At 72.5% G+C, this 15,872-nt stretch carries 15 protein-coding genes; 8 read left to right on the forward strand and 7 right to left on the reverse strand.

Annotated elements, in window-relative coordinates; translation table 11 throughout:
• Positions 1-148: 148 nt before the first annotated feature.
• From ACTWJ8_RS36870 to ACTWJ8_RS36885, 4 genes are all read right to left on the reverse strand, one after another.
• Complete coding sequence (locus ACTWJ8_RS36870; RefSeq protein ID WP_443261827.1) at positions 149-1,339, reverse strand: NAD(P)/FAD-dependent oxidoreductase; 1,191 nt, start codon at positions 1,337-1,339, stop codon at positions 149-151.
• Entirely contained in the window at positions 1,336-2,796 is a 1,461-nt protein-coding gene (locus tag ACTWJ8_RS36875; protein WP_443261828.1) for a sodium:solute symporter family protein, read from the reverse strand. Before ACTWJ8_RS36875 ends, ACTWJ8_RS36870 begins: the two co-directional genes overlap by 4 nt.
• A 76-nt stretch (positions 2,797-2,872) precedes the next feature.
• Complete coding sequence (gene solA / locus ACTWJ8_RS36880) at positions 2,873-4,015, reverse strand: N-methyl-L-tryptophan oxidase (protein WP_443261830.1); 1,143 nt, start codon at positions 4,013-4,015, stop codon at positions 2,873-2,875.
• A 30-nt stretch (positions 4,016-4,045) separates the two neighbouring features.
• Complete coding sequence (locus tag ACTWJ8_RS36885; protein WP_443261831.1) at positions 4,046-4,789, reverse strand: GntR family transcriptional regulator; 744 nt, start codon at positions 4,787-4,789, stop codon at positions 4,046-4,048.
• Between the two features lie 164 nt (positions 4,790-4,953).
• Between ACTWJ8_RS36885 and ACTWJ8_RS36890 the strand changes: the two genes are divergently transcribed.
• The 5 genes from ACTWJ8_RS36890 to ACTWJ8_RS36910 all read left to right on the forward strand — a co-directional run bounded on the left by ACTWJ8_RS36890 (position 4,954) and on the right by ACTWJ8_RS36910 (position 9,863).
• Positions 4,954-5,595, forward strand: a complete 642-nt coding sequence (locus ACTWJ8_RS36890; RefSeq protein WP_443261832.1) for a GntR family transcriptional regulator — start codon at positions 4,954-4,956, stop codon at positions 5,593-5,595.
• A 203-nt stretch (positions 5,596-5,798) separates the two neighbouring features.
• The gene (locus ACTWJ8_RS36895) at positions 5,799-7,151 is read left to right on the forward strand and encodes an MFS transporter (RefSeq protein WP_443261833.1); all 1,353 of its coding nucleotides are present in this window, start codon (positions 5,799-5,801) and stop codon (positions 7,149-7,151) included.
• A gap of 17 nt (positions 7,152-7,168) precedes the next feature.
• Entirely contained in the window at positions 7,169-8,050 is an 882-nt protein-coding gene (locus ACTWJ8_RS36900) for a transketolase (RefSeq protein WP_356372774.1), read from the forward strand.
• Positions 8,047-9,045, forward strand: a complete 999-nt coding sequence (locus ACTWJ8_RS36905; protein WP_443261835.1) for a transketolase family protein — start codon at positions 8,047-8,049, stop codon at positions 9,043-9,045. The genes ACTWJ8_RS36900 and ACTWJ8_RS36905 overlap by 4 nt, the downstream gene beginning before the upstream one ends.
• Before the next feature lie 41 nt (positions 9,046-9,086).
• A complete protein-coding gene (locus tag ACTWJ8_RS36910) occupies positions 9,087-9,863 on the forward strand; it encodes an SDR family NAD(P)-dependent oxidoreductase (RefSeq protein ID WP_443261836.1) in 777 nt (258 codons plus the stop codon).
• 95 nt (positions 9,864-9,958) lie between these two features.
• On the opposite strand, the gene ACTWJ8_RS36915 is transcribed toward ACTWJ8_RS36910, so the two are convergent.
• Complete coding sequence (locus tag ACTWJ8_RS36915) at positions 9,959-10,201, reverse strand: hypothetical protein (RefSeq protein WP_356373837.1); 243 nt, start codon at positions 10,199-10,201, stop codon at positions 9,959-9,961.
• A gap of 82 nt (positions 10,202-10,283) precedes the next feature.
• Positions 10,284-10,799, reverse strand: coding sequence for a DUF6082 family protein (locus tag ACTWJ8_RS36920; RefSeq protein WP_443261838.1), 516 nt, complete (start codon positions 10,797-10,799; stop codon positions 10,284-10,286).
• Positions 10,800-11,064: 265 nt separating this feature from the next.
• On the opposite strand from ACTWJ8_RS36920, the gene ACTWJ8_RS36925 reads away from it, so the two are divergent.
• From ACTWJ8_RS36925 to ACTWJ8_RS36935, 3 genes are all read left to right on the forward strand, one after another.
• Positions 11,065-11,613: a YciI family protein gene (locus ACTWJ8_RS36925; protein WP_443261840.1), complete on the forward strand. Its 549-nt coding sequence runs from the start codon at positions 11,065-11,067 to the stop codon at positions 11,611-11,613.
• Positions 11,614-11,715: 102 nt separating this feature from the next.
• Positions 11,716-12,753 carry a LacI family DNA-binding transcriptional regulator gene (locus ACTWJ8_RS36930; protein WP_443261841.1) on the forward strand — a complete coding sequence of 346 codons (1,038 nt, stop codon included), beginning with the start codon at positions 11,716-11,718 and terminating at the stop codon, positions 12,751-12,753.
• A 58-nt stretch (positions 12,754-12,811) separates the two neighbouring features.
• Entirely contained in the window at positions 12,812-14,290 is a 1,479-nt protein-coding gene (locus ACTWJ8_RS36935; protein WP_443261842.1) for an arylsulfatase, read from the forward strand.
• A gap of 63 nt (positions 14,291-14,353) precedes the next feature.
• Here ACTWJ8_RS36935 and ACTWJ8_RS36940 read toward each other — a convergent pair whose 3' ends face one another.
• On the reverse strand, positions 14,354-15,778 hold the full coding sequence (locus ACTWJ8_RS36940; protein ID WP_443261843.1) for a family 20 glycosylhydrolase: 1,425 nt from the start codon (positions 15,776-15,778) through the stop codon (positions 14,354-14,356).
• Between the last annotated feature and the right edge of the window lie 94 nt (positions 15,779-15,872).

The following is a 15,872-nucleotide window of genomic DNA, read 5'->3' on the forward strand; positions in this document are numbered from 1 at the left end:
GGGGGTGCTCCTCTGTGGGGGTGGGCGCTCGTTGTGGAACGCGGCTGTCGATCTTGCTGGTGCCAACCGCCGTGCCCGTTCCACGCATTCCTGCGCGCGCCGCCGGGACCCTGTGATCCCGGCCACGCCGCCCGCCGCACGGGCCGTCCTACTGCTGCCCCGCGAAGCGCGGACGCGTCAGTTCGGCGAACGAGTCGGGCGCCGCGCCGGTCAGTCGGTCCGGGGCGAAGTCGGCCAGAAGCGGGTCGCGTTCGCCGGTCAGGAGCTCGTGCGCGGCGAGGCGTCCGAGCAGCGGGCCGAGCGTGATGCCGCTGTGCGTGGCCAGCGCGTACACCCGCCCGTCCGGGCGCAGCCGGCCCGCCACGGTCAGCCCGTCCGCCGGCAGCGACCGCTGTCCGACGCGGAACGACTCGAGGCGGGCGCCCCGCGTGCCGTGCAGCAGGGCCGCGAGCCGGTCCAGCAGCTCGGCGGCGTGCGGACCGTCGACCGGCGGCGGCGCGGCCGGGTCGGCGTCCCCGTCCAGGTCGAGACCCTGCACGACGAGGCGGCCGCCGCCGTCCGGGCGGACGTTGAGGCGCGGCGTGGTGAGGACCGCGTCGAGGCGCGTCGCCGTCGGGGACGTGTAGCCGAGGAGGCCGACGGTGGCGGAGCCGGGCGCGGTGGTGTCCGCCATCGGGAGCGACACCCCGGTGAGCGCGGCGGTGCGTGCGCTCCATCGGCCCGTGGCGCTCACGACCAGGTCGAAGGTGTCGCTCGTGCCGTCGGCGAGGTCGACACGGACGTCCGCCGCCCGCTCGTCGATGCCGATGACCTCGGCGGGGCAGCGCAGTTCGGCGCCGTGGTCGCGGGCCTCGCCCCACAGCCGGGCGACGAGCGGCAGCGGCAGGACGTGGCCCTCCTCGGGAAAGTAGGCGATGCGGCGCACGTCGTCGGGGACCCGCAGGTCGGGCACCAGCGCGCGGGCCGCGTCGGGCCCGAGCCAGCGCCACGGGTAGTCCCGGCTCGTCAGGGTGTCGAGGGCCTCGGCGAGGCGGGCGTCGCCCACGTCGTCGGCGGCCCACTCCAGGTTCCCCGTCGGGAAGAACCAGTCGGGCGCCGGGCCGCCCGCCGTGCGCAGTGCGTGGTGCTCGGCGACCCCCGCCACGTTCAGCGCGTGGTACGAAAACGGGTCCTTGGCATGGGAGTTGACCCACGCGAACGTGGTGCCGGTGGTCCCGGCGCCGAACCCGGCGCGCTCGTAGAGGGTGACCGCGGCGCCGCGCACGGCGAGGGCGCGGGCGGTGGCGGTGCCGAGGACACCGGCACCGATCACGGCGATACGGGCAGAGGGTGTGCTCATGCGGAGGTGGTTCCTTCCGGTGCGGGAACGGGGGAGGAGGGCGCGGGCACGGCGGCCTGCGGTCGGCCGGCCGCCAGGGCGCAGCCCAGCAGGACGACGGCCGACGCGGCGATGCCGTACACCGCGTACGGCACGACGGTGCCGAGGATCTGGGCCGCGCCGCAGCCCGCGAGCCCGGCCACCATCGCGGCGAGCGCGGCGGCGGGCGTCAGCCGGAACCGGCGGCGCAGCGCGTACCCGAGGAAGAGCGGCGCGGCCAGTGCGGCGGCCGAGTACGCGTAGGTGGCGACGAGCCAGGTGAGCGCCGTCGGGAAGGAGATGGCGAGCACGGCGGCGATCGCGGTCACCACGACCGTGCAGAGCCGGGAGAGTGTCACCATGCGGCGGTCGGCGCGCCGGCCGCCCGCGACGCTGCTGTAGAGGTCGCGCACCAGGCTGGTGACCACCGACTGGAGCGCGCTGCCGGACGTGGAGACGATCGTGGCGACGAGGAACGCGCCGTAGGTGACAAGGAGCAGCGGCGGAAGCTGTGTGATCAGCCAGCCCGCGGCGTCCTCCGGGTTGGTCAGGCCGGGGTGCTGGGCGCGCACGGACAGGCCGATCGCGGCCGCGTAGACGCCTCCGACCAGGATGGTGAGTCCGCTGAGGACGATGCCGCGGCGGGCGTCCGCGACGTTCTTGGTGGCGAAGATGCGCTGGTAGTAGAGCTGGTTGGTGAGCGTCCCCGGGAGGATCGCGGCCACCCACAGCCAGACCTGGTCGCCTCCGGCGGCGAACAGGCCGGACGGCTGCCACAGCCGCTCCGGCACATGGGTGGTGATGCCGGACCAGCCGCCCGCGAGATGGACCGCGTACGCGGCGACCACGAGCGACATCACGATCTTGAAGATGCCGAAGACGAAGTCCGTCCACGCCACCGACGTCAGCCCGCCGGGCAGCACGAACAGCAGGGAACCGGCCGCGATGACCGCGATCAGCAGGCTCGGCGAGAGACCGGTCAGCTGCCCGAACAGCTGGGAGAACGCGACGAATTGGGTGGCCAGCCAGCCGAACGGCACCACCAGGGCGCACACCCCGGCGAGCGCGACGACGACCCGGCTGTGCCCGAACAGGCGGGTCACCACGTCGGGGACCGTGCCGAAGCCCTGGTCGCGCAGCCAGCGCGCGGTCAGGGCGAGCCCGAAGAAGCCGAGCACGACGCAGAGTTCGTACGCGAAGACCGACCAGCCCGACGCGTACGCGATGCCGACGTGGGCGATCAGCACACCACCGCCCGCGGCGGTCGCGAACTGGGTGATGACGACGACGATGAGCGGCAGCGACTCGGGCGCCGACAGCCAGTCGGACGAGTTCTTCGCGCGGCGCCCGAAGTAGACCGAGAGCAGTGCCCCGGCGGCGATGATGACGAGTCCCGCGACGACGATCGCGGCGATCTGGGCAGTGGAGTGGTGCGGCAAGAGGTCACGCTCCTAGGGAGGGCAGGGGGAGGCCAGGAGGTGTGCGGTGCCGTGCGAGTGGGGGTGTGTTCCGGTCTCAGCCGGTGAAGCGCGCCGGGTCGAGGAAGGCGACGTCGTACGGCGCCTTGCCGTCGACGACGAGGGACGCGGCGATCTCCCCGAAGACGGGGGCGAGTTTGAAGCCGTGGCCGGAGAACCCGGCGAGCAGCGTGGCGTCGCGGGCGCCCGGCAGCGGGCCGACAAGGGCGTGGTCGTCGGCGCTGAACGCCTCCGCGTACACACCGATGCGTACGGGGTGCGGGACGAGGCCGGGAAGGAGCCGTGCCACGGCGGCGGAGGCGGCGCGGGCGAAGTCGCTGTCCGCGCTGCGCGGCAGGTCCTCGGGGGCGCCCGCCTCGTGCCAGGGCAGATGGTGCGGCACGATCTTGACCGATGTGCCGTCGAGGACGGGGAAGCAGGAGAACCCTGCCTCGTGGTGGCGCCTGATGGCGATCGGCAACCGGTCGGGCCGGTGCGCGGCGACGTCCTTCGCGGCGAACCAGGCGGCCGTGATGCGCCGCCCGCGCAGGGGGAGCCCCGCGAGCCGGGCGAACGACCCGGACCAGGGCCCCGGACTGAGCACGACATGGTCGACGTCGTACGTGCCCTGCCGCGTGCGCACGTGCCAGCCGCCGCCCGGCCGTTCGTCGAGGCCGTCGACGCGGTGGTACGGGAGCAGCCTCGCACCCAGTTCCTGCGCGCGCAGGAGCGCCGATTGCACGGCGGGCTCGGGGCGCAGCACCCCGGCGTTCGGGTCGAGGACGGCGATCTCGTGGTCGTCGAGGCGGTGCTGCGGGAACCGGCGCGCCGTCTCGGAGGCGTCCAACACCTCGACGTCCAGGCCGTGTTCGGCGGCGCTCGCGCGGACGGCGCGCAGATCGGGGTGGTCGGCGGGGCCGAGCGTGAGACCGCCGCAGAGGGTGAGCAGCTTCCGGTCGGCCTCGCGCTCCAGGCGCCGCCACAGGTCGTACGAGCGGCGCAGCAGCGGGACGTAGGAGGCGCCCTCCTTGTACGCGGTGCGGAAGATCCGCGACTCGCCGGCCGATGCGCCGCGGTCGTGTCCTGGGGCGTACGCGTCGAGGGCGAGCACGTCGACACCTCGGGCGGCGAGGTGCCAGGCCGTCATGGCGCCGATGACACCGGTGCCGACCACGGCGACGCGCAGCGGGGGAGTGGGCATGGGGGTTCCTTCCGGCGAGCACGAGAAGGGTCAGGAGCCGCCCGGCACCTCCGGTGTCTCCGGCACGTCGAGGACGGACTGCTCGACGAAGAACTCGGTGCGGCCCGGACGCATGATGTGCCACATGGCCTCCGCGAGTCCGCCGTCGGTCAGCCGGGTCAGCCGGCGCAGCCGCAGGACGGCCTCGCCCGCCGGGGTCTCCAGGAGGGCGGCGGTCGGCTCGTCCAGGGTCCGCGCCTCGACGTACATCCGTGAGGTGCTGACGGGGATGCCGGTGCGGTGGAAGTAGTGCAGGACGGTGAGCTGTTCCAGGTCCTCGTCCAGCAGGCGCGGGGCGAGGGAGAAGGGCACGGCGGACAGTTCGACGGCGAGCGGTTCGCCGTCCTCGCCGTACTTGACGCGGCGCAGTTCGTTGACGGGATCGGTGTCGGACACCCCGGGCAGGGCGACGCCGGCGTCGCCCGCCGGGACGACCTTGGCGGACTGGACGATGTGCGGGCCCGGTACCTCGGGCCCGGTCTGCCGCACATCGGTGAAGCGCAGCAGATTCTCCTGGCGGGCGCCCTCGGCGACGAACGTGCCGCGCCGCCGATAGCGGACCACAAGGCCTGCCTGGGCGAGGTCCTGCAGGGTGCGCTGCGCGGTGGCGCGGCTCACCCCGTACTCGGCACGCAGCTCGGCCTCCGTCGGTACACGGGACCCGGGCCGCCATTCACCCGAGGTGATCCGGGCCTCGATGTCGGCCCGGATCCGTTGATACTTGGGTACGCCCATTGATTTGATCCAACCATTCGCCAATTGACCGGTCAATAGTGCGGAAGCGGTTCTTCGCACCGCCGTCTCTCCGTCTTGTCGCCGCTTCCTCGCTGTTGACAGTCGCCAGTTAGGATGTCGACACCCTGGAGGGAGTCGTTTTGTCTATTGAGCCCTTGCCCGTGATGGACCGCAGCACCCTGCGGGAGCGCGTGTTGCAGGCGTTGCGGTCAGCGATCACGGCGGGAGCGTATCGACCCGGTGATCACCTGGGGGAGGTGGAGCTGGCCGGCCGGCTCGGAGTGAGCCGCGGAACGGTCCGCGAGGCGCTGCGCCACCTCCAGCAGGAGGGTCTCGTGCGGGCCGGGGCGCGCGGCATGCTGCGCGTGAACTCCCTGTCCGCCGAGGAGATCCGCGGCATGTTCCGGGTCCGCGCGGCCCTGGAGGGGCTCGCCGTCACAGAGATCATCGCCCGGCCCGACCGGGCGGACGCCGTGGCCACGCTGCGCGCAGCCGCGGGCCAACTGGACGCCGCGGGCGCCGACTTCGCGGCCCGCGTCGAGGCGGACCTCGGCTTCCACGTACGGCTCTGCGAGATCTCCGGCAACTCCATGCTCGTCGAGTCCTGGCGCCACCTGGAGGGCCGCATCCGCGTGACGATCATGTCCCGCGACCAGGACGACGCCCCCGTGATGATGACCCGCGACCGCCATGCGGCCATCATCGACGCCATCGAGTCGGGCGACGTCGCGGGCGCGGTGGCGGTGGTCGAGGAGCACATGTCGGTGGCGGCGGACCACTTCGCGGGGCCGGTCGACCACCCCTGACACCCGCCGATGGCGGGGTCGCGCCTCCGGGAGCGGCCCCGAGCGCGGCGGATTTCTGGTGAACGGGCATTGACACCCGGGCTTCACGCCTGGATTGTTTCCTCATGCCTGCCGAGTGTTAACAGTCAACACTCGACCGTCGAACATGTCGGTCGCGAGGCTTCCCCGAAGCCGGACCGACGTCGGATCAACGGAGATCACCCATGCCCGCACAGCAACCGGCCGCCGCCGTCCACGGCACCCCCGCCCGTCGACGCGTGGCCATCGGCTCGTCCATCGGCGCGACGATCGAGACCTACGACTTCATCGGCTTCGGCACCGCCGCGGCCCTGTACTTCAACGACGTGTTCTTCCCCTCGGAAGACCCCCTGTCCGGCACGCTGCTCTCCTTCGCCACCCTCGGCGTCGGCTTCGCGGTCCGCCCGCTCGGCGGCATCATCGGCGGCCATCTCGGCGACCGCATCGGCCGCAAACCCGTCCTCGTGGGATCGCTGCTGCTCATGGGCGTGTGCACAGTCCTGATCGGCGCCCTGCCCACCTACCAGGCCGTCGGCGCCTGGGCCGGCGTGCTGCTCGTCCTGGTCCGCGTCGTGCAGGGGCTCGCCTTCGGCGCCGAGTGGGGCGGCGCCATCCTGATGACCTTCGAGCACGCGCCCTGGCGCAAACGCGGCCTCTACACCGGCATCACCCAGGCAGGCTTCCCCGTCGGACTGCTCCTCGCCAACGCCGCGTTCCTGCTCAGCGTCCCGCTGGGAGAGCAGTGGGCCTGGCGCGTACCGTTCCTGTGCAGCGCCCTGCTGATCGTCGTCGGCATCCTCATCCGCCTCAAGGTCGAGGAGTCCCCGGAGTTCGAGGCGCTGAAGTCCGAGGGCGAGGTCGCCCACAACCCGCTGCTCGAAGTCGTCCGCACCGACTGGCGCAACGTCCTGCGCGCCTTCTGCCTGCGCAGCACCGAGACCGCCGGTTACGCCGTCTCCGTCACCTTCGTGCTGTCCTACCTGGAGAGCGAGAAACTGGCCGACCGCTCGGTCACCCTCTTCGGCCTCATGCTCGCCTCCGCGCTCGGCATCGCCGCCACCACGCTGTGGGGAGCCCTCACCGACCGCGTCGGCCGCCGCCCCGTCTACCTCTTCGGCACCGCGTTCACCCTCGCCTGGGGCGTCCCGCTGTTCCTGCTCCTCAACACCGGCTCCGCCACCGCCATCGTGCTCGCGTTCGTCGTGAGCTACGCCGTGTGCCAGAACGGCCTCGCCGGCGTCCAGGGCGCCTGGTTCTCCGAACTGTTCCAGGCCCGCACCCGCACCAGCGGCGCCTCCCTCGCCTACCAACTCTCCGCCGTGGTCTCCGGATTCACCCCGCTCATCGCCACCGCCCTGTTCTCCAGCACCGGCTGGCTCGGCCCCGCCCTCCTGTTCAGCGCCTACGGACTCCTCGGCCTCGTCGCCACCGTGCTGACCCGCGAGACCTGGGGCCCCGCCCAGCGCGCCGAGGTCGACGCCCTCGCACGCGAACTCGCCGCCACCGAACGGCCCGCCGCCCACACCCCCGTACGATGACAAGGAGGTACGCACCGATGACCTCGGTGACGACACACCAACCCCCGGCCCCCGCCACCACGCACGAGCGCAAGGTCGCCCGGCTCAGGGAGGCCGCCACCCGCATCCGCCGCCACGCCCTGACCATGGGTGAGGTCCAGGGCCAGGGATACATCGGACAGGCGCTCGGCGTCGCCGACATCCTCGCCCTGTTCTACGCCCGCGAGGACGGCGAACTGCGACTGCGTCCCGACGATCCCGAGTGGGCGGAGCGCGACCGGTTCCTGCTCTCCATCGGCCACTACGCCATCGCCTTCTACGCGGCGCTCGCCGAGGCCGGCACCCTCCCCGTCGCCGAACTCGACACCTACGGCACCGACGACTCCCGGCTCCCGATGTCCGGCATGGCCAGCTACACGCCCGGCATGGAGATCTCCGGCGGCTCGCTCGGCCACGGCCTCGGCGTCGCCTGCGGCATGGGCCTCGGACTGCGCCGCACCGGCAGCGGCGCCCGCGTCTTCAACCTGCTCTCCGACGGCGAACTCGACGAGGGCTCCACGTGGGAGGCCGCCATGGCCTGCGCCCACCACGGCCTCGACAACGTCACCGCGATCGTCGACGTCAACGGACTGCAGGCCGACGGCCCCACCCCCGGCGTGCTCCGCACCGAACCCGTCACCGAGAAGTGGCAGGCGTTCGGCTGGCACGCCGTCCGCGTCGACGGCAACGACATGGCCGCCCTGCGCACCGCGCTCGACGGCATCCGCGAACACACCGGCAGCCCCTCCGTGCTGATCTGCGACACCCGCACGGGACGCGGCGTCCCGTTCCTGGAGACACGGGAGAAGGCGCACTTCATGCCCGTCGCCGCACACGAGTGGCAGGCCGCCCGCGACCACCTCGAAGGAGCCCACCAGTGACCACCGCCCAGGAGGCACCCCGTAAGCGCCTCACCACCTCCGCGATGATCGCCTCGTTCGCCGACCCCGGACAGCGCACCGCACCCGCCCCGTTCGGCCACGCCCTGAACCGGCTCGCCGAGGAACGCCCCGAGATCGTCGGCCTGTCGGCGGACCTCGCCAAGTACACCGACATGCACATCTTCCGGGACGCCAACCCGGACCGCTTCTACCAGATGGGCATGGCCGAACAGGTCATGCTCGGCGCCGCCGCCGGACTCGCCGAGGTCGGGCTCGTGCCGTTCGCCTCCACGTACTCGGTGTTCGCCACCCGCCGCGCGTACGACTTCCTCTGCCTCGACATCGCCGAACCCGGACTCAACGTCAATGTCGTCGGCGCGCTGCCCGGACTCACCACCGGCTACGGGCCCAGCCACCAGGCCACCGAGGACCTCGCGATCCTGCGGGCCTGCCCGAACCTGACGATCGTCGACCCCTGCGACTCCGTCGACATCGAACAGGCCGTGCCCGCGCTCGCCGCCCACCCGGGACCCACGTACATGCGCCTGCTGCGCGGCAAGGTGCCCACCGTCCTCGACGAGTACGACTACCGCTTCGAACTGGGCAGGGCGGCCGAACTGCGCGGCGGGCGCGACGTGTTGTTCATCTCGACGGGCCTGATGACGATGCGCGCGCTCCAGGCCGCACAGCGCCTCGAAGCCGACCACGTCGACGCCGCCGTGCTGCACGTGCCGACCATCAAGCCGCTGGACACCGACACCATCCTGAAGCAGCTCAAGGGCGACCGGCTCGTCGTCACCTGTGAGAACCACACCGTCGTCGGCGGACTGTCCGAGGCCGTCGCCGCCACCGCCGGGTTCGGCGGCGTCAACGCCCGGATCCTGCCCGCCGCGCTGCCCGACGAGTTCCTCGCGGCCGGCGCCCTGCCCACGCTCCACGACCGCTACGGACTCTCCACGGACGCGCTCTGCGCCCGCGTCAAGTCCGCGCTGTGAACCGCCCGTTCCACCCCCGCTCCGAGGAGTCGCACCACCCCATGAACGCGAACACCCCGCACGTCACCGAACTGACCGCCGTCGTCACCGGCGCCGCGTCCCGCCGCGGCATCGGCCGCGCCACCGCCCACGCCCTCGCCGCCGCCGGGTGGAACGTCGCCGTCCTCGACCTCGACGAGGCCGCCGCCAAGGAGGCCGCCGACGAGATCGCCGACCGGCACGGCGTGCACGCCGCCGGCCTCGCCTGCGACGTCACCGACGAGGCCGCCGTCGCCACGGCCGTCGACACCCTCGTCGCCGACGCGCCTCCCGTCGGCGCGCTCGTCAACAACGCGGGCATCACCTCGCCCACCCCCTTTCTCGACGTCGACGGCGCCGAGTGGGACCGCATCTTCGCCGTCAACGTCCGCGGCGCCTTCAACATCACCCGCGCCCTCGCCCCCGGCATGGCCGAGCGGGGCTTCGGCCGGATCGTCTTCCTGTCGTCGGTGTCCGCCGAACGCGGCGGCGGCGTCTTCGGCGGCGTCGCCTACTCCGCCGCCAAGGCGGGACAGCTCGGCTTCGCCCGCGCCCTCGCCCGCGAACTCGGCCCGCGCGGCGTCACCGTCAACAGCGTCGCCCCCGGCCTCATCGACACCGACATCACTGGCGGCGCCCTGGAGGGCGAGCGCAAGTCGGCGCTGATCGCGGGCATCCCGGTGGGCCGCAACGGACGCGTCCACGACGTCGCCGACCTCATCACGTACCTGTGCCGAGCCGAGTCCGGCTACATCACGGGGGCCACGTACGACGTGAACGGCGGCTCGCACATCCACTGACAGGAACGAGGCCCCCGGCCGGCGTTCCGATGCGCCGGCCGGAGGCCGTGGGTCACAGGTGCGAGAGGTACAACAGGGGCGGCGGGCGGCGGGACTCAGGCGTCGAGCGCCAGGATGTCCGCCTTGGCGCGCAGCAGTGTCTCGCGGGTGATGACGACGATCCTCTCGTGGTCGGCGCGCGAGGCGTCCGTGGGCAGGCGGTCGTCGAGCTGCTCGGTACGGTCCGTGCCGATGACCGCGAAGCTGCCGTCGCCCAACTCGAAGATGTCGGGGCACGCCTGGCCGCCGACGCTGCCGCGCTCGACGGGGGACGCGCCGATGCGGCGCACGATGTGCAGGTCATTACGGTCGTCGCCGTGAAGGGGAATAGCCACGGCGCATCAACCTAGCGCAAACGGAGCGTGCGAACGGTCCGTGTCGTCACTCGTTCGGAGGTGTGCCCACCACCCACCACGACTCGCCGTCCTCCGCGTCGTCGTTCGCGTCGAGGTCCGCGACGAGGGCGTCGACCACCCGGCCGAGGCGGGCCTCGTCGGAGTCCTCGGGGAGGCTCGCCCGGTGGTGTCTGGTGACCTCCCAGTAGTCCCGCATGGACCGGCTCTGGAAGATGTACCGCAGATGGCCGTGGAGTTCGGTGAGGCTGAGCAGTCCCACGTGGTAGCCGTGCAGGGCGTGCTGGTACAGCTCGTTGGCGTAGAGGTGGCGGCGCTGGAACTCGGGCGGCAGGTCGTCCTCGTACGCGTCGAGCACGGGAAGCAGGGTGGGGTCCTCCGTGGCGCGGGCGACGAGGCGTTGATGGTCGCGCCGGTACTCGGTGAAGGCCCTGCGCCGGGTCTCCTCGGCCGCCCTCTCCTCCATCCGACGCAGCGCGACATGGACGCGGTAGACGGCGAGCAGGACTCCGGCGGCCTGCACGCCGGCCGCCGCGTACGCCACGGATGTGGAGCGGTGCTCTCGACCCCCCGCTTTTCTTGTGATCATGAGTGTCCCCGCCTCGGTGTCGACCGCCCCCGGGGCTCGACGGGGGAGAGCGGCACAATTGAGCGTCCAGATTGTCCCGTTGCCCCTTCGCGAGGGAAGTGCGGTGCACGGGCTCACGTCGGCACCGCCCCGCCCCTCCCCGCGCCCGCCGTGCCGACCGTGAGCCCCTCGTGCGCCCCCCGCCGTTCCTTGGCCACCGCCTCGACGAGACCCTGGGGCCATGGAATTCCTCTGCTACCACCGCGACCGCACCGGTTCCCTGCCGCTCCGCAGGGAGCTGCTGGAGCGGCACTGGAGGTACATGGACCAGTACGCGAGCGAAATGATCGCCCGCGGCCCGACGTTCGCCGACGACGGCGAGACACCCACCGGAAGCCTGCACATCCTCGACCTGCCGACCCCGGCCGCGGCCCGCGCCTTCGCCTTCGACGAGCCCGGCTACCAGGCGGGTGCCTACAGGGACGTGCTGCTCCGTCGATGGCGGAACACGCTGGGGCGCACCATGTGGGAGTTCCCCGGCGGCCCGACCGAGGGAGACCGGTACCTCGTGCTGGGGCTCGGCGAGGACGCCGCGGCGGGGCAGGAACCGCAGGGGGCGACCGACGAACTGATCGCGTACGGACCGCTGTTGTCCGACGACGGCGGCACCTGGCTGGGCACCGCGGCCCTCGTGCGGGCCCCCGACCCGGACACGGCCCGCGCCGCTCTCGCACCGCACCGCTACGTCCATGTCGAGGCGCATGCCTGGGAGTTCGGCGGGCGGCGCTGACCGCTCCCTTCCCCACCGCGGGACTAAAGCGCTAAAGTCGCCGCGCACGCAGAGGCACGGAGGAATGCAGAGATCAGCCGTGCCGGACCCGAACGGAGCCCCATGCCCGCACGCCCCCGTCGCCTGACCCTGCGGGACATCGCCCGGCTCGCCGGGGTGTCCGAGACGGCGGCCTCGTTCGCGCTCAACGGGAAGCCCGGGGTGTCCGACGAGACGCGGCGGCGCATCCTCGCCGTCGCCGACGAGCACGGCTGGGTCCCGCACCACGCGGCGAAGGTGCTCACCGGCGCCAAGTCGGGGACCGTCGGCCTCGTCATCGCCCGCAGCGCACGGGACGTGGGCTCCGAGTCGTTCTTCCTGCGCTTCATGACGGGCCTGCAGAGCGTGCTCAGCGAGCGGCGGCAGGCTCTGCTCCTCCAGGTCGTCGACTCCGTCGAGGCCGAGATCGAGACGTACCGGATGTGGCAGGTCGCGGGCCGTGTCGACGCCGTCGTCCTCGTCGACCTGCGCGTCGACGACCCGCGGCCCGACGCCCTCGCCGACCTCGGCCTGCCCACCGTCATCGCCGGTGGCCCCGACCCGCGCCGCCGGCTGCCCGCCGTCGCCATCGACGACCGCGAGCCCATGCGCCGTATCGTCAGCCACCTGCACGACACCGGGCACGACTCCATCGCCTACGTCTGCGGCGCGGGCGAGATGCTGCACATCGCGCGCCGCGTCGACGCCTTCCACGCCGGCGCCCGTGACCTCGGGATCTCCGGGCACATGGTGATGTCGACCGACTTCTCCGCCTCGTCCGCCGCGAAGGCCACCCGGCTGCTGCTGTCCTCCGACGACCGGCCGACGGCCCTCGTGTACGACAACGAGATCCTCGCCGTCGCCGGGGTCGGCGAGATCCGCCGCCTCGGCCTCGCGGTCCCCGCCGACGTGTGCGTCGTCGTGTGGGAGGACACCCCCATCGCGAGCGCCATGGAGCCGCCGCTGACGGCCCTGAGCCGCGACGCGTTCGCGTTCGGCTCCGATGTCGCCACCCGGCTGCTCGCCATCCTCGACGGCACCGACGACGCCACCGCCGACACCGTGGAGAGCGTCCCCGAACTCGTCGAACGCACCAGCTCCCGCTGCGACTGCAGGTCATAGAGCACGTCACCGTACGGGTCCACCGACCGGGGGGCCCCGGCCGAGAAAGGCGACGCCCGTGCCCGCACCGAACATCGTCCTCATCTGCGTCGACCAGTGGCGCGGCGACTGTCTCTCCGCCGCGGGACACCCCCACGTACGCACCCCGCACCTCGACCGACTCGCCGCCTCCGGCACCCGCTTCGCGCACGCCTACTCCGCAACGCCCACCTGCATCCCGGCCCGCGCCGCCCTCTTCACCGGCCAGTCCCAGGAGCGCCACGGCCGCGTCGGCTACCTCGAGGGTGTGCCCTTCGAGACCGCCCACCCGGTGACCCTGGCGGGCGAGCTGCGGCGCGGTGGCTACCAGACGCAGGCCATCGGCAAGATGCACGTATGGCCCGAGCGGGCCCGCGCCGGATTCGACGACGTCGTCCTGCACGACGGCTTCCTGCACCACGCCCGCCGCGAACACCGCCGCGACTTCGCCTTCTTCGACGACTACGTGCCGTGGCTGCGCCGCCAGCCCGGCGCGGGCCCCGACGCCGAGTACGACGAGCACGGCGCGGGCTGCAACTCCGTCGTCGCCCGCCCCTGGGACAAGCCGGAACACCTCCACCCCACGAACTGGATCGCCTCGCAGACCACCGAGTGGCTCTACCGCCGCGACCCCTCACGCCCGTTCTTCCTGTACCTGTCCTTCCACCGGCCCCACCCGCCGTACGACCCGCCCGCCTGGGCCTTCGACGAGTACCTCCGACTCCCGCCGTACGAGCCGGTGGTGGGGGACTGGGCCGACGACTACGCGGCGCACCACCGGGACGGCGACCACGAGGCCTTCGCCGGGCGCCTCGATGCCCGCACCCTGCACCGCGCACGCGCCGGCTACTACGGGCACATGGCCCACATCGACCTCCAGATCCACCGGATCCGGATGGCCCTGGAGGACTTCGGCCTCCGCGACGACACCGTCGTCGCCTTCACCTCCGACCACGGCGAGATGCTCGGCGAACACCACCTGTACCGCAAGGGATTCGGCTACGAGGGCTCCGCCCGCGTCCCCCTCCTCTTCGGCGCCCTGCCCGACGGGTGTGCGGCGGGGAACGTCGCCGACGAGGTGGTCGAGCTGCGCGACATCATGCCCACCCTTCTCGACCTGGCCGGCCTGCCGATCCCCGACACCTGCGACGGCCGCAGCCTCGCCCCGCTGCTGCGCGGCACACCCCCCGACGACTGGCGGCCCACGCTGCACGGCGAGCACGTCCTGCTCGACCAGTCCCTGCAATGGGTGACCGACGGACACACCAAGTACCTGTGGATGTCGGGCGAAGGGCACGAGCAGCTCTTCGACCTGGACGCCGATCCGCACGAGCGGCACAACCTGGCGAGCGACCCGGACGCCGCCCACCTCCTCGACACCTGGCGCGGCCACCTGATCGCGGCCCTGACCGGCCGCGAGGAGGGCTTCGTCGCCGACGGCCGCCTCGTCACCGGACGGCCCGTCGTGCCCGTCCTGCGCCACACCCGCGAGCGCCTGGAGCCCACGGGCGCCGCCTGACCCGCACCCCGTTCCACCGTCGCGACCGTTCCCTTCGCGTAGCGGCGCGTCCGCGTACGACGGTCAGCCGATCGCTGCGTCGATGCGCAGGAATTCCTCGTGGCTCAGGCGGCTTCCCGCGTTCCAGGCCCGCTCCGCCATGCCGCGCAGCGGCCGCCTGATGCCCTCGGCGACCTCGGCCGGTGTCCGGGCGTCGGGGACGTCCGACCACACGGAGAAGCTGGTGCCGATGAGCTGCTCCGGGTAGGGGCGCCGCCAGGTCTGCGGCGCTCCGCCGGGGAGGCGCGGGAAGACGCCGGGGTGCCAGTCGTCCGCCCAGAGCCGTTCGCTGGTCGGATACGGGTAGTTGTTGACCTCGCCGAGGACGTAGTACAGCTGCGCGTCCATGAAGTTGACGACGCGGTGCCCGCCGTCGAGGGCGGCGGTCACCGGACGCATCCGGGCGTTCCAGTTGGTCCACCACGTGACCTGCACGGCGGGATCGAGAGCGACGGCCTCGCCGCGGAACATGCCGTCGTTCCACACGCGGGCCGTGAAACCGTGCCGGGCGAGGCGCGCGGCCGTCTCGTTGGCGAACGCGGTGAGCAGGTCGAATCCGTTCGCCTCCAGTCCGAAGCGGTCCCGGGCCGCCCGCGCGAGCACCGGGTAGTCCGTCATCCGGTCGAAGTCCACGAACTCGTCGGCGCCCAGGTTCCAGTGCCGGCACCCGGCGAACAGCTCCGCGTACTCGTCGACCAGGTCGTGCGCGAACGCCACGGCCTCCGGGCGCGTGATGTCCAGCGCGTGCCGGGTGTCCGCCGCGGGGGCCGGGAGCCGCCACTCGGGGTGGGCGGCGAGTGCCTGCCGCAGATGGCCCGGCATGTCGAGGGACGGCACGACGTCGATGAGGTGGTCGGCCGCGAGGGCGAGCAGCTCGCGCACCTGCGCCTTGGTGTGGTGCTCGGGGGAGACGATCTCGGGGTGCCGTTCGGAGGCGATCCGAAAGCCCAGGTTCTCCGAGAAGTGCCACTGCAAAGTGTTGATGCCGATGTCGGCGAGCGCCGGGATCAGCTCCGCGAGCCAGTCGGCCGGATAGAACTTGCGGGCGGTGTCGAGGTGCAGGCCCCGCTCGGCGACCGCGGGCTCCGAGCGGACCGTGCCGCACGGCACGCACCCCTGCGCGCGGAGATTGTGCAGGAGTTGGCGGGTGGCGCGGAACACGGCGGCCGGTGTGTTCCCGACGATCCGCACCCGTTCGGACACATCGATGGTGAACGCCTCCGGGGAGCGCAGGCCGGTGTCGCCGAGCAGCAGCTCGACCGGTGCGGGGCGGCCACGGGGCGGCACACCGACGTCGCGCGTTTCAGCCGCAAAGCGTTGCACCTCTCGCCTCAGCTCGTCCTGCGCGGAGGTGACGAGGACCCCGGCGTCCGGCCGCCAGACGGCACCGGTGAGCTCGGTCGTAGTGGGCTGCGGAAGGCTCGACCAGGTCGGTTGGGGCAACGTCATCTCCAGTCGTTCACGGCCTGTTGACCCTGTTGCTAAAGCGCCTTAGTTTTCCTTTCGGGCCACCGTAGGCCGAACTGGCCGTGTTCCGGGCCGA

Origin of the sequence: Streptomyces sp. SDT5-1, from assembly GCF_052245995.1 — a bacterium.
In the GTDB taxonomy this organism is placed as follows: Bacteria; Actinomycetota; Actinomycetes; order Streptomycetales; family Streptomycetaceae; genus Streptomyces.

Excerpts from the sequence above, each read along its gene's own strand:
- ACTWJ8_RS36890 (WP_443261832.1), top strand. The coding sequence starts at position 4,954 with ATGGACCGCAGCACCCTGCGGGAGCGCGTGTTGCAGGCGTTGCGGTCA.
- ACTWJ8_RS36940 (WP_443261843.1), bottom strand. The coding sequence starts at position 15,778 with ATGACGTTGCCCCAACCGACCTGGTCGAGCCTTCCGCAGCCCACTACG.
- ACTWJ8_RS36925 (WP_443261840.1), top strand. The coding sequence starts at position 11,065 with ATGGAATTCCTCTGCTACCACCGCGACCGCACCGGTTCCCTGCCGCTC.
- ACTWJ8_RS36895 (WP_443261833.1), top strand. The coding sequence starts at position 5,799 with ATGCCCGCACAGCAACCGGCCGCCGCCGTCCACGGCACCCCCGCCCGT.
- ACTWJ8_RS36930 (WP_443261841.1), top strand. The coding sequence starts at position 11,716 with ATGCCCGCACGCCCCCGTCGCCTGACCCTGCGGGACATCGCCCGGCTC.
- ACTWJ8_RS36870 (WP_443261827.1), bottom strand. The coding sequence starts at position 1,339 with ATGAGCACACCCTCTGCCCGTATCGCCGTGATCGGTGCCGGTGTCCTC.
- ACTWJ8_RS36900 (WP_356372774.1), top strand. The coding sequence starts at position 7,169 with ATGACCTCGGTGACGACACACCAACCCCCGGCCCCCGCCACCACGCAC.
- solA (WP_443261830.1), bottom strand. The coding sequence starts at position 4,015 with ATGCCCACTCCCCCGCTGCGCGTCGCCGTGGTCGGCACCGGTGTCATC.
- ACTWJ8_RS36910 (WP_443261836.1), top strand. The coding sequence starts at position 9,087 with ATGAACGCGAACACCCCGCACGTCACCGAACTGACCGCCGTCGTCACC.
- ACTWJ8_RS36885 (WP_443261831.1), bottom strand. The coding sequence starts at position 4,789 with ATGGGCGTACCCAAGTATCAACGGATCCGGGCCGACATCGAGGCCCGG.